This window comes from Solimonas sp. K1W22B-7 (genome assembly GCF_003428335.1).
Lineage (GTDB): Bacteria > Pseudomonadota > Gammaproteobacteria > Nevskiales > Nevskiaceae > Solimonas_A.
Window position 1 is genome coordinate 2,913,291 of record NZ_CP031704.1, and the last position, 19,971, is coordinate 2,933,261.

Annotated in this window: 20 protein-coding genes and 1 pseudogene; 7 read left to right on the forward strand and 14 right to left on the reverse strand. The window is 68.5% G+C overall.

Annotated elements, in window-relative coordinates:
- Window positions 1–40: 40 nt before the first annotated feature.
- From galU to ccmA, 11 genes are read right to left on the reverse strand one after another with little or no spacing between them, the layout of a single operon-like run.
- Window positions 41–949 carry a UTP--glucose-1-phosphate uridylyltransferase GalU gene (gene galU, locus D0B54_RS13270; RefSeq protein ID WP_117291792.1) on the reverse strand — a complete coding sequence of 303 codons (909 nt, stop codon included), beginning with the start codon at window positions 947–949 and terminating at the stop codon, window positions 41–43.
- Between the two features lie 54 nt (window positions 950–1,003).
- Window positions 1,004–1,846: a MaoC family dehydratase gene (locus tag D0B54_RS13275; RefSeq protein WP_117291793.1), complete on the reverse strand. Its 843-nt coding sequence runs from the start codon at window positions 1,844–1,846 to the stop codon at window positions 1,004–1,006.
- 29 nt (window positions 1,847–1,875) lie between these two features.
- On the reverse strand, window positions 1,876–3,156 hold the full coding sequence (gene ccmI, locus D0B54_RS13280; protein WP_117291794.1) for a c-type cytochrome biogenesis protein CcmI: 1,281 nt from the start codon (window positions 3,154–3,156) through the stop codon (window positions 1,876–1,878).
- Entirely contained in the window at window positions 3,153–3,632 is a 480-nt protein-coding gene (locus D0B54_RS13285; protein WP_205527117.1) for a cytochrome c-type biogenesis protein, read from the reverse strand. Before D0B54_RS13285 ends, ccmI begins: the two co-directional genes overlap by 4 nt.
- Window positions 3,629–4,144 carry a DsbE family thiol:disulfide interchange protein gene (locus D0B54_RS13290; protein ID WP_205527118.1) on the reverse strand — a complete coding sequence of 172 codons (516 nt, stop codon included), beginning with the start codon at window positions 4,142–4,144 and terminating at the stop codon, window positions 3,629–3,631. The genes D0B54_RS13285 and D0B54_RS13290 overlap by 4 nt, the downstream gene beginning before the upstream one ends.
- Window positions 4,144–6,117 (reverse strand): heme lyase CcmF/NrfE family subunit, encoded by a 1,974-nt coding sequence (locus D0B54_RS13295; protein WP_117291795.1) that lies wholly within the window; start codon window positions 6,115–6,117, stop codon window positions 4,144–4,146. The genes D0B54_RS13290 and D0B54_RS13295 overlap by 1 nt, the downstream gene beginning before the upstream one ends.
- Entirely contained in the window at window positions 6,114–6,572 is a 459-nt protein-coding gene (ccmE, locus tag D0B54_RS13300) for a cytochrome c maturation protein CcmE (protein WP_117291796.1), read from the reverse strand. The genes D0B54_RS13295 and ccmE overlap by 4 nt, the downstream gene beginning before the upstream one ends.
- Complete coding sequence (ccmD, locus tag D0B54_RS13305; protein ID WP_240433424.1) at window positions 6,569–6,712, reverse strand: heme exporter protein CcmD; 144 nt, start codon at window positions 6,710–6,712, stop codon at window positions 6,569–6,571. The genes ccmE and ccmD overlap by 4 nt, the downstream gene beginning before the upstream one ends.
- Window positions 6,705–7,454, reverse strand: coding sequence for a heme ABC transporter permease CcmC (ccmC, locus tag D0B54_RS13310; RefSeq protein ID WP_117291797.1), 750 nt, complete (start codon window positions 7,452–7,454; stop codon window positions 6,705–6,707). The genes ccmD and ccmC overlap by 8 nt, the downstream gene beginning before the upstream one ends.
- The gene (gene ccmB / locus D0B54_RS13315) at window positions 7,451–8,116 is read right to left on the reverse strand and encodes a heme exporter protein CcmB (protein WP_117291798.1); all 666 of its coding nucleotides are present in this window, start codon (window positions 8,114–8,116) and stop codon (window positions 7,451–7,453) included. The genes ccmC and ccmB overlap by 4 nt, the downstream gene beginning before the upstream one ends.
- Window positions 8,113–8,715, reverse strand: a complete 603-nt coding sequence (gene ccmA, locus D0B54_RS13320) for a heme ABC exporter ATP-binding protein CcmA (RefSeq protein ID WP_117291799.1) — start codon at window positions 8,713–8,715, stop codon at window positions 8,113–8,115. The genes ccmB and ccmA overlap by 4 nt, the downstream gene beginning before the upstream one ends.
- A gap of 69 nt (window positions 8,716–8,784) precedes the next feature.
- On the opposite strand from ccmA, the gene folD reads away from it, so the two are divergent.
- Both folD and D0B54_RS13330 read left to right on the forward strand, forming a co-directional pair.
- Window positions 8,785–9,639 (forward strand): bifunctional methylenetetrahydrofolate dehydrogenase/methenyltetrahydrofolate cyclohydrolase FolD, encoded by an 855-nt coding sequence (gene folD, locus D0B54_RS13325; protein WP_117291800.1) that lies wholly within the window; start codon window positions 8,785–8,787, stop codon window positions 9,637–9,639.
- A 1-nt stretch (window position 9,640) separates the two neighbouring features.
- Window positions 9,641–10,738 carry an NADH:flavin oxidoreductase gene (locus D0B54_RS13330; RefSeq protein WP_117291801.1) on the forward strand — a complete coding sequence of 366 codons (1,098 nt, stop codon included), beginning with the start codon at window positions 9,641–9,643 and terminating at the stop codon, window positions 10,736–10,738.
- A 410-nt stretch (window positions 10,739–11,148) separates the two neighbouring features.
- Here D0B54_RS13330 and D0B54_RS13335 read toward each other — a convergent pair whose 3' ends face one another.
- Window positions 11,149–12,834 (reverse strand): AMP-binding protein, encoded by a 1,686-nt coding sequence (locus D0B54_RS13335; RefSeq protein WP_117291802.1) that lies wholly within the window; start codon window positions 12,832–12,834, stop codon window positions 11,149–11,151.
- Window positions 12,835–12,952: 118 nt separating this feature from the next.
- On the opposite strand from D0B54_RS13335, the gene D0B54_RS13340 reads away from it, so the two are divergent.
- The 4 genes from D0B54_RS13340 to D0B54_RS13355 are packed head-to-tail and all read left to right on the forward strand — an operon-like array spanning window position 12,953 to window position 16,023.
- Entirely contained in the window at window positions 12,953–14,089 is a 1,137-nt protein-coding gene (locus D0B54_RS13340) for an acyl-CoA dehydrogenase family protein (RefSeq protein ID WP_117291803.1), read from the forward strand.
- A 37-nt stretch (window positions 14,090–14,126) separates the two neighbouring features.
- Entirely contained in the window at window positions 14,127–14,531 is a 405-nt protein-coding gene (locus D0B54_RS13345) for a ketosteroid isomerase-related protein (RefSeq protein WP_117291804.1), read from the forward strand.
- Complete coding sequence (locus tag D0B54_RS13350) at window positions 14,528–15,127, forward strand: GNAT family N-acetyltransferase (RefSeq protein ID WP_117291805.1); 600 nt, start codon at window positions 14,528–14,530, stop codon at window positions 15,125–15,127. The genes D0B54_RS13345 and D0B54_RS13350 overlap by 4 nt, the downstream gene beginning before the upstream one ends.
- Window positions 15,124–16,023, forward strand: coding sequence for a carbon-nitrogen hydrolase family protein (locus D0B54_RS13355; protein WP_117291806.1), 900 nt, complete (start codon window positions 15,124–15,126; stop codon window positions 16,021–16,023). The genes D0B54_RS13350 and D0B54_RS13355 overlap by 4 nt, the downstream gene beginning before the upstream one ends.
- Before the next feature lie 88 nt (window positions 16,024–16,111).
- Here the strand turns inward: D0B54_RS13355 and D0B54_RS25205 are convergent.
- A pseudogene (locus D0B54_RS25205) lies at window positions 16,112–16,168 on the reverse strand (hypothetical protein); the annotation flags it as partial.
- Between D0B54_RS25205 and D0B54_RS13360 the strand changes: the two are divergent.
- The gene (locus tag D0B54_RS13360; RefSeq protein WP_162932404.1) at window positions 16,153–17,988 is read left to right on the forward strand and encodes an OmpA family protein; all 1,836 of its coding nucleotides are present in this window, start codon (window positions 16,153–16,155) and stop codon (window positions 17,986–17,988) included. The pseudogene D0B54_RS25205 and the gene D0B54_RS13360 sit on opposite strands and share 16 nt — an antisense overlap.
- Before the next feature lie 500 nt (window positions 17,989–18,488).
- Here D0B54_RS13360 and D0B54_RS13365 read toward each other — a convergent pair whose 3' ends face one another.
- On the reverse strand, window positions 18,489–19,826 hold the full coding sequence (locus tag D0B54_RS13365) for an Ig-like domain-containing protein (RefSeq protein WP_162932405.1): 1,338 nt from the start codon (window positions 19,824–19,826) through the stop codon (window positions 18,489–18,491).
- Window positions 19,827–19,971: the final 145 nt, after the last annotated feature.

Here is a 19,971-nt window from a genome sequence, read left to right on the forward strand (position 1 = left end):
GTCCTTCTATGCCTTCCTCCGCGCTAAGGGCGTCGCGGAGTTAGCTCTGCTTCTTTTCCTTGGGCGCCTGGGAATTCAACTCGCCAGCCATGCCTTTCAGGTAATTGGTGAACTCGCTGCCGATCTCGGCATGCTTGAGTCCGTATTCGACGTTGGCTTTCAGATAACCCAGCTTCGATCCGCAGTCGTAGCGCGTGCCTTCGAACTCGTAGGCCAGCACCGTCTGTTCCTGGATCATCATGCTGATGGCATCGGTCAGCTGGATCTCGCCGCCGGCACCGCGCGGCGTGCGCTCCAGCAGCTTGAAGATGCGCGGCGTCAGGATGTAGCGACCCACCACCGCCAGGTCGCTGGGCGCATCTTCCTTCTTCGGCTTCTCGACGATGCGGCGCACCTCGCCCAGGCCCGGGGCCACCGGCTGGGCTTCCACCACGCCGTAGCTGGAGATGTCTTCCTTCGGCACCTTCTGCACGGCGATCACGCTGGTGCCGTATTCCTGGTAGACGCGCTGCATCTGCGCCAGGCAGGGGCGCAGTTTGCCGTCGATCAGGTCGTCCGCCAGGATCACCGAGAAGTCCTCGTCGCCCACCGCGGGCCAGGCGCAGAGTACGGCGTGGCCCAGGCCCAGCGCCTCAGCCTGACGGATGAAGATGCAGGTCACGCCCGGCGGCAGCACCTCGCGCACGATGGCGAGCAGCTTTTCCTTGCCGCGCTGCTCCAGTTCGGTCTCCAGCTCATAGGCCTTGTCGAAGTGGTCCATGATGGAGTTCTTCGAGCGGCCGGTGATGAAGATCAGTTCCTCGGCACCGGCGCTGATCGCCTCCTGCACCGCGTACTGGATGAGGGGCTTGTCGACGATCGGCAGCATTTCCTTGGCAATCGCCTTGGTGGCCGGCAGGAACCGGGTACCGAGACCGGCGACGGGGAATACTGCTTTGCGGATCCGCATGGACGACTCCTGGAATCTCTTTATTGATCTTTGACGGGCGCTAGGGCGCCGATTTTAACGCAGCGAGCCGCTCAGGTGGACCTTGTCGGAGCTGCGCGCCAGTAGCGCGAAATCTACCGCGTCGCCATTCTTCTGGACCTTCACGGCCACCTTGGCCGGCAGGAACAGTGGCTGCTTGAAGGACACGTCCAGCACCGTCGGCGCCTTGCCCAGCTCAGCCTGCAACAGCGCGGCGCAGCGCGCCAGCGACCACATGCCATGGGCGATATGGCGCTTGAAGCCGAGCAGCTTGGCGGTCGGCGTGTAGAGGTGGATCGGGTTGTAGTCGCCGGACACGGCGGCGTAGCGGCGGCCCTGGTTCTCGGGCACGTCCAGCGTCAGGTATTCGGCCAACTGCGCCGCCGGGGCCGGCGGGCGGGCGCCGCCCTGCTGCTTGGGGCCGGCGATGCGGTGCAGCACCGTCATGACACACCTGTACAGGGACTCACCCTCGAGGCTGTACTCGATGACCAGCTCGAACTCCAGGCCAGCCTTGACGCGGCGGCTCTCGCCGGTGCGCACGGACACGGCATAGGCCTCGTCGGCGCGCAGCGGGCGCTTCTGCTCGATGAAGTTGCGCACGTGGACGATGCCCAGCATCGGCAGAGGGAACTGCGGCTGCGCCATCAGGTGCATCGCCAGGGGGTTGGCCAGCACCGCCGGATAGGTGATCGGCAGGGTCTCGGCCTGCTCGAAGCCGCAGACCTCGCAGTAGGCGGCCAGCTTCTTCGGGTCGGCACGCAGGCTGGCGATGCCGGTGGACAGCTCGGGAATCGCGGGTTCACGGCCCGGCTTGCGCTGCGCGGTGGCGGCGGCCTTCAGCAGCAGCGGCAGGGCGGAGGGAATCTCGTTGAGCATGGCATTGATCGGTAAAGGGAAATTCTTGATCAGGGCACGACCCGGTCTATGGTCAGTGCGATCGGTTGCGCGGATTCTACTCTCGAAATCGCACGGCTTCCCTCCCAATCGCCCGATTCCGCCTTGACGCTGCCGCCGGCGGTGATGCGGGCGCTGACCACCCAGCGGTCGAACTGCGACAGCTTGAGCTGCGGCATCATCGCCATGCTGTCGTCCAGCACCACTTCCAGCGGCAGTTTCGCCCCCGGCAGGCGCTGCACGGCCAGGGGCATCGGCGGCCCCTGCTCGGCCTTGGCAAACACGAACAGCATGCTGCCCGGCGGCGCCTTGGCCGCCAGCTCGGCCGACAGGCTGACCCTGAGCTGCAGCCGCGGACCGGCACCGGCGGCCGCGACCGCGCCGGGCGCCGGCTGCGGGGGGGCGGCGGCGCTGGCCACGGCCGGCGACGCCTGTGCCGGGGCCGGAGCCGGCTCGCCCAGGGCCTGGGCCAACTGGCCCAGGCGGTCGTCCAGCGCCGCGCGCAGTTCCGGCGGCAGATCCTGCCGCGACAGCAGCGTCCAGTAGTTCCGGGCCGCGCGCAGGTCTTCGGCCTGCGCCGCCGCCAGGCCGGCGTACCAGAGCGCCTTGCCGTTGTCCGGCTGCAGCTTCAGGGCCTGCTGGAACAGCTGCGCCGGCTTGCCCTGCAGGTCGCGGTCGCGGGCCAGCGCCAGGGCCTCACCCTCGGCCACCAGCAGGTCGGGCTCGGGCTGCGGCAGGCGCTGGTTGGCTTCGCCGTAGGCCCGCGCGGCATCGCCGTAGCGTTCCGTCACGAAATAGGAACGGGCCAGCATGGCCCAGCCCTCGATGTCCTCGGGGTTCTGCTCCAGCTTCGCCGCCAGCTTGGTGACCATGTCCCCGATCGCCGCCTGCTGCGCGGCGCCGGGGTCGGCGGCGGCCAGCGCCACCAGTCCCTGCGTGCGCCAGCTGCCCTGCTGCCAGTAGAAGCTGCCTGCAAAAGCGGCCAGCAGCAGGCTCAGCACCAGGGTGCCGCGCCAGCGACGCTGGCCGGTCTCGACCGGCGCATCGGCGGGCTGGTCGGCGTCCTGCAGCAGGCGCGCGGCCAGTTCCTGCTTGAGCTGGGCGGCGGCCTCGGGCTCGATCACCCCACCCTCCAGCTCAGTGTCGAGTTCGGCCAGGCGCGAGCGGTAGACGGCGACGTTGGCGGCCTTGCGGCGCAGCAGCGCGGCGCCGGGCGCGCGCCAGTAGGGGCGGGTCAGCCACAGGGCGGCCAGCAGCGACAGGGCGGCCATGCCCAGGTAAGCAAGGGTCACGGACGGTCCTCGTCGAGCAGCTTCTGCAGGGCCTGGGGGTCGGCGGCCGGCGCTGGCGCCGGCGCCACGCGGCGGCGCAGCAGCTGGCGCAGGGCGATCGCCAGCGCCGCCAGCAGCAGCACAAAGGGGCCCACCCACAGCAATACGGTATTGCGCTGCACCGGCGGCTTGTACAGCACGAAGTCGCCGTAGCGCGCGGTCATGTACTGACGGATCTCGTCGTCGCTGCGGCCCTCGGCGATCTGCCGCTCGACCTGGCTGCGCAGGTCCTGCGCCAGCGGCGCGCTGGAATCGGCGATGGTCTGGTTCTGGCACACCAGGCAGCGCAGTTCGTGGACCAGCGTGCGGTAACGCTCGCGCTGGCCGGCGTCGAGGCTCGCCAGGGCCTGCGGCGGCGGCTCGTCGGACGGCGGCTGCGCGGGCGCCAGCGGCGGCAGCACCAGCAGCAGCGCCAGGACCAGCGTCTTCAGCCTCATGATTTCTGTCCCTGCAGCAGCGGGCGGATCTTCTCGGTCCAAGCCTGCTCGGTCATCGGGCCGATCTGCTTGTAGACGATGGTGCCGCTGGCATCGAGCACGAAGGTCTCGGGCACGCCGTAGACGCCCCAGTCGAGCCCCGCGGTGCCGGCGGTGTCGGCGACGATGCGGCGGTAGGGATTGCCGTGCCGCTGCAGCCACTGCCGCGCCGCCTCGTCCGTATCCTTGTAGTCGATGCCGACGATCTCGACGCCCTCGCCCGCCAGCTTCAGCAGCAGCGGATGCTCGACGCGGCAGCCGGCGCACCAGCTGGCCCAGAAGTTGACCAGCACCGGCCGGCCCTTGAGGTTGTCCTGCGTGTAGCGCTGCGGCTCGCCGACCAGGGCCAGGTCGAAGGCCGGGGCCGGCTTGCCGACCAGCGGCGACGGCACCTCGCGCGGGTCGCGCTTGAGGCCCACGCCGAGGAACACCAGCAGCACGGCCAGCAGCACCGCAGGAATCAGGAAGCGCATCAGGCCGCCACCTTGCCGTCGGCCACCGCCGGCGCCTGCGCCAGCTTCGCCAGGCGATAGCGGCGGTCGGACACGGCCAGGATGCCGCCGAAGAACATGACGAAGCCGCCCCACCAGACCAGCTGCATGGCCGGCTTGTAGTACATGCGCAGGCTCCAGTCGCCATTGTCGAAGGGCTCGCCCAGCGCCACGTAGAGGTCACGGATCGGCGACTCGTCCACTGCCGCCTCGGTCATGACGTTCTGCTGCGCACGGTACAGGCGCTTCTCCGGATGGAGCGTCACCACGCTGGCGCCATCACGCGTGATCTCGACGGTGCCACGGTCGGCGTCGTAGTTCGGGCCCGGCAGCGGCTCGACGCCGCGCAGGAAGAACTGGTAGCCGTGCAGCTCGGCCGACTCGCCGGGTGCCAGGCGCACGTCGCGCTCGACGCTGTAGAGGCTGACGAAGGCCACGCCCAGCACCCACAGGCCGAGGCCCAGGTGCGCCAGGGTCATGCCCCAGACCGCGCGCGGCACGTTGGCCAGGCCGGTGAGCAGCGAGGACTTGGCGCGGATGCGGCCCCAGAGATCGGTCAGCGTCGACAGCAGCACCCAGCAAGCCATGAACACCCCGGCGAACACCGCCAGGCCGCTGCTCCCCACCCAGAGGAACGGCAGGCCGGCGGCCAGCAGCAGGGCACCCAGCGCCGGCCAGCGCAGCTGCCGGATGACCTCGACGGCCTTGGCGCGCTTCCAGCCCACTGCCATCGCCAGGCCCAGCAGCAGCGCCAGCGGGGCGGTGAGCCGGAAGAACAGCCAGTTGAAGTACGGCGGACCGACGGAAATCTTGCCCAGGCCCAGTGCATCGACGAACAAGGGATACAGCGTGCCCAGCAGCACCATGGCGGCGGTCACCACCAGGAAGATGTTGTTCAGCAGCAACAGGCCCTCGCGCGAGAACAGCGTCAGGTCGCCGTCGCTCTTCAGGCGCGGCGCGCGCCAGGCATAGAGCGAAAACGCCGCGCCGAGCACCACGGCGAGGAAGCCGAGGATGAACACGCCGCGCGCCGGATCGGTGGCGAAGGCATGCACCGACACCAGCACGCCGGAGCGCACCAGGAAGGTACCGAGCAGCGACAGCGAGAAGGTGACGATCGCCAGCAGCACGGTCCAGGACTTGAGCAGGCCGCGCTTCTCGGTCACCGCCAGCGAGTGGATCAGCGCCGTGCCGACCAGCCAGGGCATGAAGGAAGCGTTCTCCACCGGGTCCCAGAACCACCAGCCGCCCCAGCCCAGCTCGTGGTAGGCCCACCAGGAGCCCAGGGTGATGCCCAGGGTCAGGAACATCCAGGCGGTGGTGGTCCAGGGCCGCGTCCAGCGCGCCCAGGCACCGTCGAGACGGCCCGAGACCAGCGCGGCGATGGCGAAAGCGAAAGCCACCGAGAAGCCGACGTAGCCCATGTAGAGCATCGGCGGATGGATGATCAGACCCGGGTCCTGCAGCAGCGGGTTGAGATCCTTGCCCTCCAGCGGCACCGGGAAATGGCGCTCGAAGGGGTTGGAGGTCAGCAGCATGAAGGACAGGAAGCCGATCGCGATCGCGCCGAGCACCGCCAGGCAGGTGGCGGTGATGTCGGCCGGCAGGCGTCGGTTGAACACCGACACCGCGCAGGTCCAGCCCGACAGCATCAGCATCCACAGCAGCAGCGAACCCTCGTGCGCGCCCCAGACCGCGCTGATGCGGTAGATCAGCGGCAGCTGCGAGTGGGAGTTGGCGGCAACATAGGCCACCGAGAAGTCCTTGTCGATGAAGGCCCAGGTCAAGCACAGGTAGGACAGGAACACCAGCGCGAACTGCACCTGTGCCGCCGACTGCGCCACGCCCATGGCACGCGCGTCGCGCTTCCACACACCCCAGGACGGCAGCAGGAACTGGATCGTCGCGACGCCCAGCGCCAGGATCAGCAGGAAATGTCCGATCTCGGCAATCATGTCTTGGTCATCGACTTGAACTGGGCGCAGGAGTGCTTGCCGTCGGGCGTGGTCAGCTTCTCGGCCAGTTCGGGCGGCATGTAGTTCTCGTCGTGCTTGGCCAGCACCTCGTCGGCGACGAAGGTCTTGCCGTCCATGTGGCCGGTGGCGACGATGCCCTGCCCCTCGCGGAACAGGTCCGGCAGGATGCCCTCGTAGCGCACCGGCAGGTTGGCGTCGCAGTCGGCGACGCTGAAGTTCACCACCAGGCCGTCGCCGCGCTGCACGCTGCCCTTCTCCACCAGGCCGCCCAGGCGGATGCGCGCACCCTGCGGCAGCTTGCCGCCGGCGATGTCGCTGGGGGTCTGGAAATACATCATGTTCTTGCTGAAGGCGGTAAAGCCCAGCACGGCCGCCAGGGACAGGCCGGCCAGCAGCAGGCCCACCGCCAGCATTCGCTTCTGACGCTTGGTCATTCGGATTCCGTCATTTGGCGCATCAATGCACGTCGCGCCAGGAAGGGCGACAACACATTCCAGGCCAGTACCGCCAGGCCGCAGCCGAAGCTGCCCCAGACGTACAGGCCGTACCCCCCCATGGCCAGGAACTCAGACACGGGTTTTCCCCATCAGTTCACGCACCCAGGCGGTGCCGGATTCGCGCAGCAGCAGTTCGTTCTGCAGGCGCCGCAGGATGGCGTAGCCGGCGAACAGGTACAGCCCCAGCACGGAGGCGAACAATGGCAGGGCCATGCGCAGGCTGATGCTGGGCTTGCCCAGCTTCATGATCGTGGCGCCCTGGTGCAGGCTGTTCCACCAGTCCACCGAGAACTTCACGATCGGCACGTTGATGACGCCGATCACCGCCAGCAGGGCGCAGGCGCGGGCCGCCGCGCGCGGATCCTCGAAGGCCTGCCACAGCGCCACCACGCCCAGGTAGAGGAACAGCAGCACCAGCTCGGAGGTGAGGCGCGCGTCCCAGACCCAGTAGGCGCCCCACATCGGCTTGCCCCAGAGCATGCCGGTGACCAGGGCCAGCACGGTGATGCTGGCGCCCACCGGCGCGATCGCGATCAGCGCCGCCTCGGCCAGCTTCATGCGCCACACCAGGGTCACCACGCCGGCCGCGGCCAGGGCGACGTACAGCGACAGCGACAGGGTCGCTGCGGGCACGTGCACGTAGATCATGCGATAGGCGTCTTTCTGCTGGTAATCCTCCGGCGCGAAGGCCAGGCCGTCGACCCAGCCGTAGGTCAGCAGGGCCAGCGCCAGCAGCCCCAGCCAGGGGGCCAGGCGGTTCGCCAGACGGAAGAAGCTGGGGGGCGATGCCAGCCGGTGAAACCAGGTCCAGGAGCTCATTCGAAGGCGTTGCGCAAGGCTGCGGCGGCGGCCCAGGGAATCAGGGTGATGCAGAGCACCAGGACCGCCGCGAGGAAGTATAGCGGAGCGGCGGCATCGAGGCCGCCGAGGGCGGCGCGTACCGCGCCCGCACCGAAGATCAGGACCGGCGCCAGCAGCGGCAGCACCAGCAGCGGCAGCAGCAGCCCGGCGCGGGGCAAGGCCACCGTCAGGGCGGCGGCAAAGCCGCCGACAAAGCTGAGGACCGGCGTGCCCAGGGCCAGCCCCAGCACCAGGGCCGCCAGGCCGGAGGTGGGCATCTGCAGGGCCAGCGCCAGCGGCGCCGCCAGCAGCACCAGCGGCAGGCCGGTGAGCAGCCAGTGGGCCGTCAGCTTGGCGGTGACGGTCAGCGTCAGCGGCGCCTCGGCCAGGCACAGCTGCTCCAGGCTGCCGTCCTCGTAGTCGGCGCGGAACAGCCGGTCCAGGGTCAGCAGCATCGACAGCAGCGCCCCCACCCACAGGATCGACGGGGCGAAGCCGGCCAGCACCGGGTCGTTGGGCCTGGCGCCGAGACCGAACAGCAGCACCACCATCACGAAGAACAGCAAGGGCAGCATCCAGTCCATGCGCGAGCGCAGCGCCAGGCGCAGTTCGCGGGTCAGCACCGCCAGCACCGCGTTCATGCCTCCAGTACCAGGACGCGGACGCCGGCCAGGCCGGCCGGCAGCGGCTGGTGGCTGGTCACCACGGCGCCGCCGCCGGCGGCGGCATGCTCGCCCAGCAGCTGCGCGAACAGCTCCAGGCCCTGGCGGTCCAGGCCGTCCAGGGGCTCGTCCAGCAGCCACAGCGGGCGGCGGGCGGCCAGCAGCCGTGCCAGCGCGGCACGGCGCTTCTGCCCGGCCGACAGGGTGCGGACCAGGCGATGGCGCAGTTTCCACAGCCCCACCCGCTCCAGCGCCGGCGGGCAGGCGGTGGCGGCGGCACCGTTGAGGCCGCACCAGAATTCCAGGTTCTCCAGCACGGACAGGCTCAGGTTGAGGGCATTGCGATGGCCCAGCCAGTGCAGGCCGCCGTCTTCCGGCAGGCCCCTCATCTGCCCCGCCGCCGCCCGGCGCAGGCCGGCCAGGGTCTCCAGCAGCGAGGTCTTGCCGGCGCCGTTGGCGCCCTGCAGGTGCAGGATCTCGCCGCCGGCCAGGCGGAAGCCCAGGCCTTCGAACAGCAGGCGCGGACCGCGCCGGACGGCGAGGTCGCTGATTTCGAGCTGGAAGGCTGGCGGCGGCATGAAGCGCGGAATTCTAGCGGCATTTAGAATGGACGCCGATCCTTCCTCATCTCCTTTCGGGACATTCTCTTGGCCGCACAGCTCATTGACGGCAAAGCCGTCGCCCAGTCCGTTCGCGAGCGCGTCCGCGTCGCCGTAGCCGCGCGCGTTGCTGCCGGCCATCGTCCCCCCGCCCTGGCCACCGTGCTGGTCGGCGAAGATCCCGCCTCCCAGGTCTACGTGCGCAGCAAGCGCAAGGCCTGCGAGGAACTGGGCATCCGCTCGGTGCCGGTGCATTTCGAGCCCTCCCTCACCCAGGAGCAGCTGCTGGCCGAGGTCGACCGCCTCAATGCCGACGACAGCGTCGACGGCATCCTGGTGCAGATGCCGCTGCCGGAGCATATCGATGCCACCCAGGTGATCGAGCGCATCCGCCCGGACAAGGACGTGGACGGCTTCCACCCCTACAACCTCGGCCGCCTGGCCCAGCGCCTGCCGATGCTGCGGCCCTGCACGCCCTATGGCGTGATCGAGCTGCTCAAGTCGGTGAACGAGCCGTTCAAGCGCCGCACTGCCGTGGTCGTCGGCGCCAGCAACCACGTCGGCCGGCCGATGATGCTGGAGCTGATGCTGGCCGGCGCCACCGCCACCTGCTGCCACCGCTTCACCGCCGACGTGGCCGCCGAGGTGGCGCGCGCGGACATCGTGGTGGTGGCGGTCGGCAAGCCCGAGATGGTCAAGGGCGCCTGGATCAAGCCCGGCGCCACGGTGATCGACATCGGCATCAACCGCATGCCCGACGGCAAGCTGCGTGGCGACGTGGAGTTCGAGGCCGCCCGCGAGCGCGCCGCCTTCATCACCCCGGTGCCCGGCGGCGTCGGTCCCATGACGGTGGCGATGCTGATGCAGAACACGCTCGAAGCCGCCGTGCTGAGGGCGAAATAGCATGGACGGAGCGTCCCGTATCGCCGACCTGTTCGCACCGCTGGGCTTCAAGCACGGGCCGTCGATGAAGAACCGCCTGATCCTGGCGCCGCTGACCAACCTGCAGAGCCACGAGGACGGCAGCCTCTCGGACGACGAGTTCCACTGGCTGGCCAAGCGCGCCCAGGGCGGCTTCGGCCTCACCATGAGCTGCGCCGCCTTCGTGCAGATGCAGGGCCGCGGCTTCCCCGGCCAGCTCGGCGTCTCCGACGACCGCCAGCTGCCCGGCCTGACGCGCCTGGCCACGGAAATCCGCCGGCACGGCAGCCTGGCCGTGGTGCAGCTGCACCACGCCGGCGTGCGCTCGCCCAAGGACCTCAACAACGGCCTGGAGCCCGTGGGGCCCTCCGACTTTGCCGAGACCGGCGCCCGCGCACTCAGCCATGCCGAGGTGGAGCAGCTGATCGAGGACTTCATCGCCGCCGCCCTGCGTGCGCAGAAGGCCGGCTTCGATGGTGTCGAGGTCCATGGCGCGCACGGCTACGTCGTCGCCCAGTTCATCAGCAGCGAGTTCAACCAGCGCGAGGACGAGTTCGGCGGCTCGCTGGAGAACCGCTGCCGCGTCCTGTTCCGCATCATCGACGGCATCCGCGAACGCTGCGGACCGGACTTCAGCCTGGGCCTGCGCATCTCGCCCGAGCGCTTCGGCCAGAAGATGTCCGAGGTCATCGAGATCAGCGAGCGCTTGTTCCGCGAAGCGAAGATCGACTACCTCGACCTGTCGCTGTGGGACGCTTTCAAGGAACCGATCGAAGAGGCTTACCACGGCAGCTCCCTGCTCTCCTGGTTCACCCGCCTGGACCGCGGCGCGGTGCGCCTGGGAGCCTGCGGCAAGATCCGCGGCACCCGGGAAGCCCTCGCCTGCCTGCAAGCCGGCGCCGACTTCGTCGCCATCGGCCGCTCCGCAATCCTGCACCACGACTTCCCCGAGCGCGTGCGCGGCGACGGCGAGTTCCAGCCGGTGAAGCTGCCGGTGACCGCGGACTACCTGCGCAATGAAGGGCTGGGACCGAAGTTCGTGGAGTACATGAGGACGTGGCCGAAGTTTGTTGCGGAGTAAAAGCGCCCAGCCGCAGCTTCTTCCAATGTCTTGGTGAGCGCAGCGAATGCTTTTGATGGTCCGGGTTCCCTCGTAGCGGCGCCCGCACAGGGGTCGGGCGCAGGGGGCGAGCCGGACAGGATGTCCGGCCGAGGACACGCAGGCCATGGATGGCCTGTGTGTCCGACCCCTCAGCGACCGACCACTGGGCGGGGAACCCCGCGTGAGCGGGGCGCCGATACAAGGGTACGTTTTCTCTTGGTTACTTCTCTTTGACGTATATCAAAGAGAAGTGACTCGCCCTTGGGCGAAATAAACCTCCAGAGAACCACCGCTCCTGACCAGCGTAGTCGCCGGCGTTCCCGCCCCCAAGGACGACCGCACCAACCACCAGGTCGCGAGCAAGCTCGCTCCTGCAATTCTGACTATGGTCAGGCGCCTGAGGCCCAGACAACAGGCTTCTTCTGCCGCAGCCACCCATCGAAATACCGCGCATAGCTGCATTCGATCGCCGGCCGCTTCACCTTCAGCGTCGGCGTGATGAACCCGCTCTCCACCGTCCATTGCTCGGTCACCACCGCCAGGCAATCCATCTGCTCATGCGGATCCAGGTCCGCATTGATGCGCTCCAGGTGCTCGCCCAGCGAGGCCGCCAATGCCTGGCGCTCGGCCGGATTGCGGGCGTGGTTGGCCGCGTCCTGCGACAGCATGACGATGCCCAGCGGCTGCGGGTAATTGGCGCCCACCACGCAGCAGGCCTCGATCGTCGGATGCGTCACCAGGCGATCCTCGATCGGCGACGGCGCCACGTACTTGCCCTTGGAGGTCTTGAACAGGTCCTTGACCCGCCCGGTGATGCGCAGGCGTCCCTCCGCGTCGATCTCGCCCTTGTCGCCGGTGCGCAGGAAACCATCGTCGGTCAGCGTCTCGCGGGTCTTCTCCGGCTCCTTGAAATAACCGGTCATCAGCGCCGGCGAGCGCATCTGCACCTCGCCCCCCTCGCCGATACGACACTCCACGCCAGGGTAAGGCACGCCGACATAGCCCGGCTTGCCCTGCCCCGGCAGGTTGCTGTGCGAGCAGCCGAAGTTCTCGGTCATGCCGTAGCCCTCCAGCAGTTCCAGACCCAGGCCGTGGTACCACTTGAGCAGTTCGGGCGGCATCGGCGCGGCGCCGCCGCCGGCGAAGCGCACCTGGTCCAGCCCCATGCCAGCCAGCAGGCGACGCTTCACCACCGTGTTCAGCAGCGGGATGCGCAGCAAACGCTCGAGCTTTTCCTTCGGCAACTTCGAATACACGCCCTGCTGGAACTTGACCCACAGCCGCGGCACCGAGATGAACACCGTGGGCCGCGCGCGGCGCAGGTCCTGCGGGAAGGTCTCCAGCGATTCGGCGAAGTACACACGAATGCCCGCATTGAGGGAGCCGGCCTGCACCATCCAGCGCTCGGCGACGTGGGCCAGCGGCAGGTAGGACAGCAGGCGGTCTTCCGGCCGGGTGCCGAAGCGCTGCTGCAGCGCCTCCCCGGACCAGCCGATGCTGTTGAAGACGTGCATCACGCCCTTGGGCATGCCAGTGGTGCCGGAGGTGTAGACGATGGTGGCCAGGTCCTCGCCCTTGCGCAGCGGCTGGCCGGGCAAGGGGTCTGTCTTCGCCACGATCTCGTCCCACTCCGGAAAGCTCTCGGCCGGCGACAGCGGATAGCGGATGCATTTGACCGCGCTGCCGATCACACCGGGGCGCATCATCGGCCAGTCGTCCAGCTTGCCGACAAAGCAGGCACGCGCCTCGCTGTGCTGCAGGATCTGCTTGACCGAATCTGCCGTAAGCGTCGGGTAGATCGGCACGCTGACGTAGCCGGCCATCCAGATTGCCAGGTCGGACATGATCCACCAGGCGCAGTTCTTCGACAGGATCGCGACGCGCGTGCCGGGCTCCCAGCCGAAGGACTTCAGGTAGGCCGCCATGCGCCGCGCCTCGTCGGCGACCTGCGCCCAGCTGTAGTCGCGCATCCTGCCACCGCCCAGCGGCTGCGACAGGTAGATGGCCTGGGGCTGCGTCGCCTCCCAGTGATGGAGCCGGTTCAGCGGCAGCAGGGATTCGTCGATGACCGTCATGTCGATTCCTCAGATAATTGTTGTTACCGAACAGCCGGCGCTTGCAGGCCATTCGGGGCCGGGATTATGGTGCATCCCTCTTAACCCGGAACCGCCAATGGCGGTAATAAAAATAACCATGAAGCATCCGTTCTACACCGAAGACCACGAGGCCTTCCGCCAGCAGCTGCGACGCTTCGTCGACAGGGAGATTGCTCCCAACATCGACAAATGGGAAGCCGCCGAAACCCTTCCGCGTGAGCTGCATCTCAAGGCCGCCGAGGCCGGCATCATGCAGCTGGGCTTTCCCGAATCCTGCGGCGGCACCGAGGTCGACCCCTTCTACGGCATCGTCGTCACCGAAGAGCTGGCTCGCGCCGGCAGCGGCGGCCTGATCGCCAGCCTGATGTCGCATGGCATCGGCACGCCGCCGGTGGCCCACGTCGGCAACGCCGAGCAGAAGGAGCGCTTCGTGCGCCCGGTGCTGGCCGGCGAGAAGATCGCCGCGCTGGCGATCACCGAACCCGGCGGCGGCTCCGACGTGGCCAATCTCCGCACCAGGGCCGTGCGTGACGGCGACCATTACGTGGTCAACGGCTCCAAGACCTTCATCACCTCCGGCATGCGCGCCGACTTCATCACCACCGCCGTGCGCACCGGCGGTGACGGCATGGGCGGAGTCTCCCTCCTGGTGATCGAGGGCGATACCCCGGGGCTGACGCGCTCGCCGCTGCACAAGATGGGCTGGTGGTGCTCGGACACGGCCACGCTGTACTTCGACAACTGCCGGGTGCCGGCGGCCAACCGCATCGGCCCGGAGAACGCCGGCTTCATGGCGATCATGATGAACTTCAACAACGAGCGCCTGATGCTGGCGGCGCAGGCCTGGGCCTTCGCCCAGGTCTGCTACGAGGAATCCCTGGCCTACGCCCGCGAGCGCCAGACCTTCGGCAAGCCGCTGATCCGCAACCAGGTGATCCGCCACAAGCTGGTGGACATGCGCATGCGCAACGAGGCGGTGAAGGCCAACCTCGACATGGCGGCCTGGCGCATCGGGCAGAAGCAGTTCCCGGTGGCCGAGCTGAGCATGCTGAAGAACTTCGCCACCACCTCGCTGGAATGGGTGGCCAACGAGGCGATGCAGATCTTCGGCGGTGCCGGCTACCTGCGCGGCTCCAAGGTGGAGCGCATCTACCGCGAGACCAAGGTGCTGACCATCGGCGGCGGCTCGCTGGAGATCATGAAGGACCTGGCAGCCAAGCAGATGGGCTATTAGCCGCGATAAAATGTCCGCCTCAAGCACGGAAGCCAGGATGACGGACCAGACTCGCGCGCTCATCGAGCGCTACTACGCAGCCTTCAACGCCGGTGACATGGACGGCTTTCTCGGCATGCTCACCGATGACGTGGTGCATGACGTGAACCAGGGCCTGCGCGAGCGTGGCCGCGAGGCTTTCGCCGCATTCATGCTGCGCATGAACCGCAACTACCGCGAGCAGATCGTCGACCTGGTGGTGCTGGCCGAACCCTCGGGCCGCCGCGCGGCGGCCGAGTTCACGGTGCTGGGCGAGTACATCGCCACCGACGCCGGCCTGCCGGAGGCCAGCGGCCAGACCTACCGCCTGCCGGCCGGCGCCTTCTTCGAGATCCGCGACGGCAAGGTCGCCCGCGTGACCAACTACTACAACCTGCAGGACTGGCTGGCGCAGGTGCAATGAGCGAGCCGACCGTCGAGCTGCTGCGCGGCGCCGACATCGCCCGGCACCTGGACGCCTTGGCGCAGCTGCGCATCACGGTATTCCGCGAGTTCCCCTACCTCTACGAGGGCAGCGCCGAGTACGAGACGCGCTACCTGCAGACCTACATCGACAGCCCCAGCAGCCTGGTCGTGCTGGTGCGCGACGGCGACCGCGCGGTAGGCGCCTCCACCAGCCTGCCGCTGGCCGAAGCGCACCAGGAGATGCGCGACCCCTTCCTGGCCGCCGGCCTGCCGCTGGAGCAATACCACTACTTCGGTGAATCGCTGCTGCTGCGGCCTTACCGCGGCCGCGGCCTGGGCCTGCGCTTCTTCGAGGAGCGCGAGGCGCACGCACGCGAACTGGGGCTGCCCTGGACCACGTTCTGCGCGGTCGAACGGCCCGGCGGGCATCCGTCGCGCCCGCCGGACTACGTGCCCAACGATGCCTTCTGGGGACGCCGCGGCTATGTCCGCGAGCCGGCCCTGCAGTGCCGGCTGATCTGGCCCGACGTCGGTGCAGCCAGCCCCAGCGAGAAGACCCTGGGCTTCTGGCGCAAGCGCCTGGACGCGGCATGAGCACGGCGGGCTTCGTCGTCGCCGCGGCGCAATACCCGGTCGGCGAGTTCGCCGCCTGGGAGGAATTCGAGGACAAGCTCGGGCGCTGGTGCCGGGAGGCTGCCGCTCAGGGCGCGCGCCTGCTGGTCTTTCCCGAGTACGCCAGCATGGAACTGGCCTCGTTGCTGGCGCCGCCGCTGCGCGCGGACCTGCACGGCCAGATCGCGGCGATGCAGCACTTCCTGCCGCGCTGGCAGGCACTGCATGCGCGGCTGGCGCGCGAAACCGGCGCCTACCTGCTGGCCGGGAGCTTCCCGACGCAGATGGCGGACGGCGGCTACCGCAACCGCGCCTGGCTGTTCAGCCCCGAGGGCGGCGCGGACTGCCAGGACAAGCAGATGATGACGCGCTTCGAGCGCGAGCAGTGGGGTATCGGTGCCGGCCCGGGCCTGAAGCTGTTCGAGACCGCACTGGGCCGCATCGGCATCTGCATCTGCTACGACATCGAGTTTCCGCTGATCGCGCGGGCGCTGGTCGAGGCCGGCGCCGACCTGCTGCTGGCGCCCAGCTGCACCGACACCCTGGCCGGCTACCACCGCGTGCGCATCGGCGCCCAGGCTCGCGCCCTGGAAAGCCAGTGCTACGTGGTGCAGGCCCCCCTGGTCGGCGAGGCGCCGTGGTCGCCGGCAGTGGACGTCAACATCGGCGCCGCCGGCGTTTACACGCCGGTGGACCGCGGCCACCCCGACGACGGGGTACTGGCCGCTGGCCGCCTCAACGAGCCGGGGTGGATCTGTACCCGGATCGACCCGGCGACCCTGGCCAAAGTCCGCCAGGAAGGCCAGGTCTTCAACCACCGCGACTGGCCGCTGCAGCCCGCCCCGGACAGCCCCGTCAGCCGGATCAACCTGCCCTAGCGGCCCCGATTCGGGGATTTTTACTGAAAAAAGACAAAATTCCTACTGTCGTCACGGCGATAGCGTTGATACTTCATGCTTGGAATGGCTAGAATCGCGCGAGCTGTACAAATACATTCCGGGGGCCACATGTTGAACAAGTTGGGAACGGCGCTGAAAAGCGGCGCCATCATCGGAGCGACGGCGGCAGCTGCCCTGTTCGCCGGCTCCGCGAGCGCTTACGAGCCGGGCTGGTACTTCGGCCTCAGCGGCTCCTATGTCGCCGTCGAGGATTCCGACGGCAACCTGAAGACGACGACCGTGGCCCCGAGCACGCAAACGCCGGGCACGGACGCGACGACCTGCCTGCTGACGGGCGTCCCGGGCCTGGGGCCGTTGCTCAACGGCGTGGTCGGCGCCCTTGGCGTCGACCAGGGTTGCCTCCTGTTCCTGCTCGGCCCCGGCAATCCCGCCGGCCCTCCCGTGGTCACTCCGGGCGAAGTCAACACCGCCACCACGCCCTCGCGCATGGTGTTCGACGGCGGCCTGGGCATCGAAGGCTCGATCGGCTACCTGTTCGAAGGCGGCTTCCGCCCCGAACTGGCGCTGGCCTATGCCGAGAGCGACCTCGACGAACTCACCATCCAGAGCGCCGGCGGCCCGGTCAGCAGCAGCCCCGACGGCAAGCTGATGACCTACCGCGCCATGGCCAACGCCTGGTTCGACTTCGACTTCGGCAGCAGCCTGGTGCCCTACATCGGCGCCGGTGCGGGCTACCAGAAGGCCACGCTGGACATCGGCGACAGCTCGGGCGACAGCTCCGGCTTCGTCTACCAGGCCGGCGCCGGCCTCGGCTTCCTGGTCAACGACAAGACCACCCTGTCGGTGGACTACCGCTACATCGTCGGCGACGACGTCGAGAGCGGCACCACCACCACCCCGGTTGCCCCGGATGGCTCGATCAGCGTCAAGGGTGACGGCGAGTACAAGGCCCAGACCGTAGGCCTGAACCTGCGCTACGCCTTCGGCGGCAACGCCACCGACAGCGACGGCGACGGCGTGCCCGACCGCAAGGACAAGTGCCCCAACACGCCCAAGGGCGTGACGGTGTACTCCGACGGCTGCCCGGTCGACACCGACGGCGACGGCGTGCCCGACTACCTCGACAAGTGCCCCGGCACCCCGAAGGGTACGGCCGTTGACGCCAAGGGCTGCCCGGCCGACTCGGACGGCGACGGCATCCCCGACTCGCTCGACAAGTGCCCCGGCACCCCGCGCGGCGTGATGGTGGGCCCGGATGGCTGCCCGATCGACAGCGACGGCGACGGCATCCCCGACGCCTACGACAAGTGCCCCAACACCCCCAAGGGCGTGATCGTGGGTCCGGACGGCTGCCCGGCCGCTGACGCGGACGGCGACGGCGTGCCCGACTTCATGGACAAGTGCCCGCAGACGCCGAAGGGTGTCGCCGTGGGTCCGGACGGCTGCCCGCTGGATTCCGACGGCGACGGCATCCCCGACTACCTCGACGAATGCCCGCGCTCGCCGCCGGGTGCCAAGGTCCTGCCCAACGGCTGTGCGCTGACCGGCGACTGCCGCAAGCCGCGCCCGGGTGAAGCGGTCGATGCCAATGGCTGCGCGCTGGACAAGAACTTCATCCTGCGCGGCGTCAAGTTCGAGTTCGATTCGGACCGCCTGACCGAGCCCGCCAAGCTGATCCTCAACGAGGTGGCCGAGACGCTGAAGGCCTACCCGACGATCAAGGTCGACCTGGAAGGCCACACGGACAACGTCGGCACCGACAACTACAACCTCGGCCTGTCGGAGCGTCGCGCCAACACGGTCAAGGTCTACCTGGCCAGCCGCAGCATCGAAGCCCCGCGCATGAACCCGGTGGGCTACGGCGAGACCCGCCCGATCGATACCAACGACACCGAGGAAGGCCGCGAAGAGAACCGTCGCGTCGAACTCAAGGTCATCGAGTAAAGAAAGCGCTGTAACTCAAAAACCCCGCCGGAGCGATCCGGCGGGGTTTTTCTTTGGCTGGCGGAAAAGATCGCGACTTGCGTCGCTCCCACGAAGCGAGGGCGCCCGAAGGAGCGGAGCCTCCAGCGCGTTCGGACTTCGCAGGCCCGGCGCAGGCTTCGTCATGCGGGCGAAAGCCCGTATCCGGCGATGGACGAGTAGCCACGGCGGGCCTCGACGGCGAACCCGCAGTCCCGTAGCCCGGTTTGCCGCAGGCAAGCCGGGACTCCGCCCCGCCCGCGCTCCCCGGCTTCGCTGCGCGAAACCGGGCTACGGAGAGCACCGATTTGCTTCTGCCTTATGGCGATGCCATGCATTCACACCTGGGAACCCCGGCATTCCACGCCGAACCACCCCGTGGGAGCGACGCAAGTCGCGATCCTTTGCCGACAACAGCCCGGACGAAACCCCAACGAAAAAGGGCGCCTTTCGGCGCCCTTTTTCCTGAACCAGCCGCAGCCTTACGGTGCCGGCGGATTCGGGTTGGCGCGCGCGCAGGCGGTGTTGACGTTGAGGCTGGTGAGCAGGCTCAGCAGGCCGCCGCTGAAGGTCAGCTTCACACCGTCGTAGGGCACCGTGGTGGGGCCCGTCGACAGCAGGAACTGCGGGGCCGCCGGCAGGCGGATGCCCAGCAGCGTCAGGCGCAGCAGTTCGGAACTGGTGCCCGCGTCGTTGATCTCCTCGAACCCGGTCAGGGTACGGCGGACGGTGGTCACTTCCAGGCTACCCAGCAGCTGCGCCGACAGGATGTCGTTGGAACTGCGGCTCAGCAGGAAGCCGACCGGAGCGCCGGCGGCCACCGCGGGGGTGCCGACCGGATTGGCCACGGTGACCGAGATGTTGGACAGCAGCAGCAGGCCCAGCGGAATGTTGAGGTCCGCGAAGGTATCGAGGTCGCCGTCCACGATCAGGTTGGGGTTGTTGACCGAGCAGCCGATGCAGGTCTGCGAGACGATCTCGGCGGTCGTCGGGAACTCGGTGTCGCAGAACGCATTGGCCGCGACCACGTTGAGCGTGGCGCTGCGCCGGTCGGGAACCGGCAGCGGGGTCGAGCCGCTGACCACGCGACCCTCGATGCTGGTGGAACCGATCGTGGCAGTCTCGAAGTTCGGGCTGATCAGGGGCAGGTTGTTGCCCGTCGCGGGCTTGGCCGCCACCGGCAGGTTGGTGCTGGTCCAGTTGAGGACGTACGGCGACGCGATACGGCGGTTCTGGCCGTCGGAGAAGCGGCCGATGGCCTCGAACTCCACGGTCACGCCGGAGGGGCGGCTGAAGCTGGTGATCGCACAGGGGGTGGTCCCGAGGTCGCCGGTGGTGGCCGGGCGCACGCACAGGACCTGGCCGCCGGCCAGGGTGGCCGCCGTGACCTGGACGTTGAAGCTGTCGCTCTCGCCTTCGAAGGCGGCGCTGATCGTGGTGGTGCCCTGGGCGACGCCGGTAACGCGACCGTTGGCGTCGACCGTGGCAATGTTCACGCTGTTGCTGGTCCAGGCGGCAACCGAGGTGACTTCCTCGGTGCGCCGGACCGCGGCCTTGCCGTCCGAAGTCGTCTCCACCGTCTCGCCCGGCTGCAACTCGTAGCCCGGCGGAACCGTGGTCAGGACATCAACGAAGGCGCGGAAATCCTCGTTGGTACCGGCCGGCAGTTCCCGGGTGGTGGTCACCGGGGTGGTGCCATTCGCCAGGCGGACTTCCAGCCCGTCGAAGCTGCGCTCGGGCGCAAAATCCGGGCTTCGCGCCCCGTCGCAGGCCGCAACGGCCAGCGCACTCATCAGCAGCATCCAACGAAATCCTTTCATCTTGAAGCGCTCCCTGTACGGATGGGGGGTCACCGGCGGCACATGGAGTTTGCACCCCGGGCTCATGAAAAATAGTATGCCATTGCCCCGGCGTGCTTGTGCGTCCGCAAGTCGTTTTCTGACGACAGGTAGGGATCGGCGTGAT

Excerpts from the sequence above, each read along its gene's own strand:
- galU (WP_117291792.1), bottom strand. The coding sequence starts at position 949 with ATGCGGATCCGCAAAGCAGTATTCCCCGTCGCCGGTCTCGGTACCCGG.
- D0B54_RS13275 (WP_117291793.1), bottom strand. The coding sequence starts at position 1,846 with ATGCTCAACGAGATTCCCTCCGCCCTGCCGCTGCTGCTGAAGGCCGCC.
- D0B54_RS13285 (WP_205527117.1), bottom strand. The coding sequence starts at position 3,632 with ATGAGGCTGAAGACGCTGGTCCTGGCGCTGCTGCTGGTGCTGCCGCCG.
- D0B54_RS13290 (WP_205527118.1), bottom strand. The coding sequence starts at position 4,144 with ATGCGCTTCCTGATTCCTGCGGTGCTGCTGGCCGTGCTGCTGGTGTTC.
- D0B54_RS13295 (WP_117291795.1), bottom strand. The coding sequence starts at position 6,117 with ATGATTGCCGAGATCGGACATTTCCTGCTGATCCTGGCGCTGGGCGTC.
- ccmE (WP_117291796.1), bottom strand. The coding sequence starts at position 6,572 with ATGACCAAGCGTCAGAAGCGAATGCTGGCGGTGGGCCTGCTGCTGGCC.
- ccmC (WP_117291797.1), bottom strand. The coding sequence starts at position 7,454 with ATGAGCTCCTGGACCTGGTTTCACCGGCTGGCATCGCCCCCCAGCTTC.
- ccmB (WP_117291798.1), bottom strand. The coding sequence starts at position 8,116 with ATGAACGCGGTGCTGGCGGTGCTGACCCGCGAACTGCGCCTGGCGCTG.
- ccmA (WP_117291799.1), bottom strand. The coding sequence starts at position 8,715 with ATGCCGCCGCCAGCCTTCCAGCTCGAAATCAGCGACCTCGCCGTCCGG.
- D0B54_RS13330 (WP_117291801.1), top strand. The coding sequence starts at position 9,641 with ATGGACGGAGCGTCCCGTATCGCCGACCTGTTCGCACCGCTGGGCTTC.
- D0B54_RS13335 (WP_117291802.1), bottom strand. The coding sequence starts at position 12,834 with ATGACGGTCATCGACGAATCCCTGCTGCCGCTGAACCGGCTCCATCAC.
- D0B54_RS13340 (WP_117291803.1), top strand. The coding sequence starts at position 12,953 with ATGAAGCATCCGTTCTACACCGAAGACCACGAGGCCTTCCGCCAGCAG.
- D0B54_RS13345 (WP_117291804.1), top strand. The coding sequence starts at position 14,127 with ATGACGGACCAGACTCGCGCGCTCATCGAGCGCTACTACGCAGCCTTC.
- D0B54_RS13350 (WP_117291805.1), top strand. The coding sequence starts at position 14,528 with ATGAGCGAGCCGACCGTCGAGCTGCTGCGCGGCGCCGACATCGCCCGG.
- D0B54_RS13355 (WP_117291806.1), top strand. The coding sequence starts at position 15,124 with ATGAGCACGGCGGGCTTCGTCGTCGCCGCGGCGCAATACCCGGTCGGC.
- D0B54_RS13360 (WP_162932404.1), top strand. The coding sequence starts at position 16,153 with ATGTTGAACAAGTTGGGAACGGCGCTGAAAAGCGGCGCCATCATCGGA.
- D0B54_RS13365 (WP_162932405.1), bottom strand. The coding sequence starts at position 19,826 with ATGAAAGGATTTCGTTGGATGCTGCTGATGAGTGCGCTGGCCGTTGCG.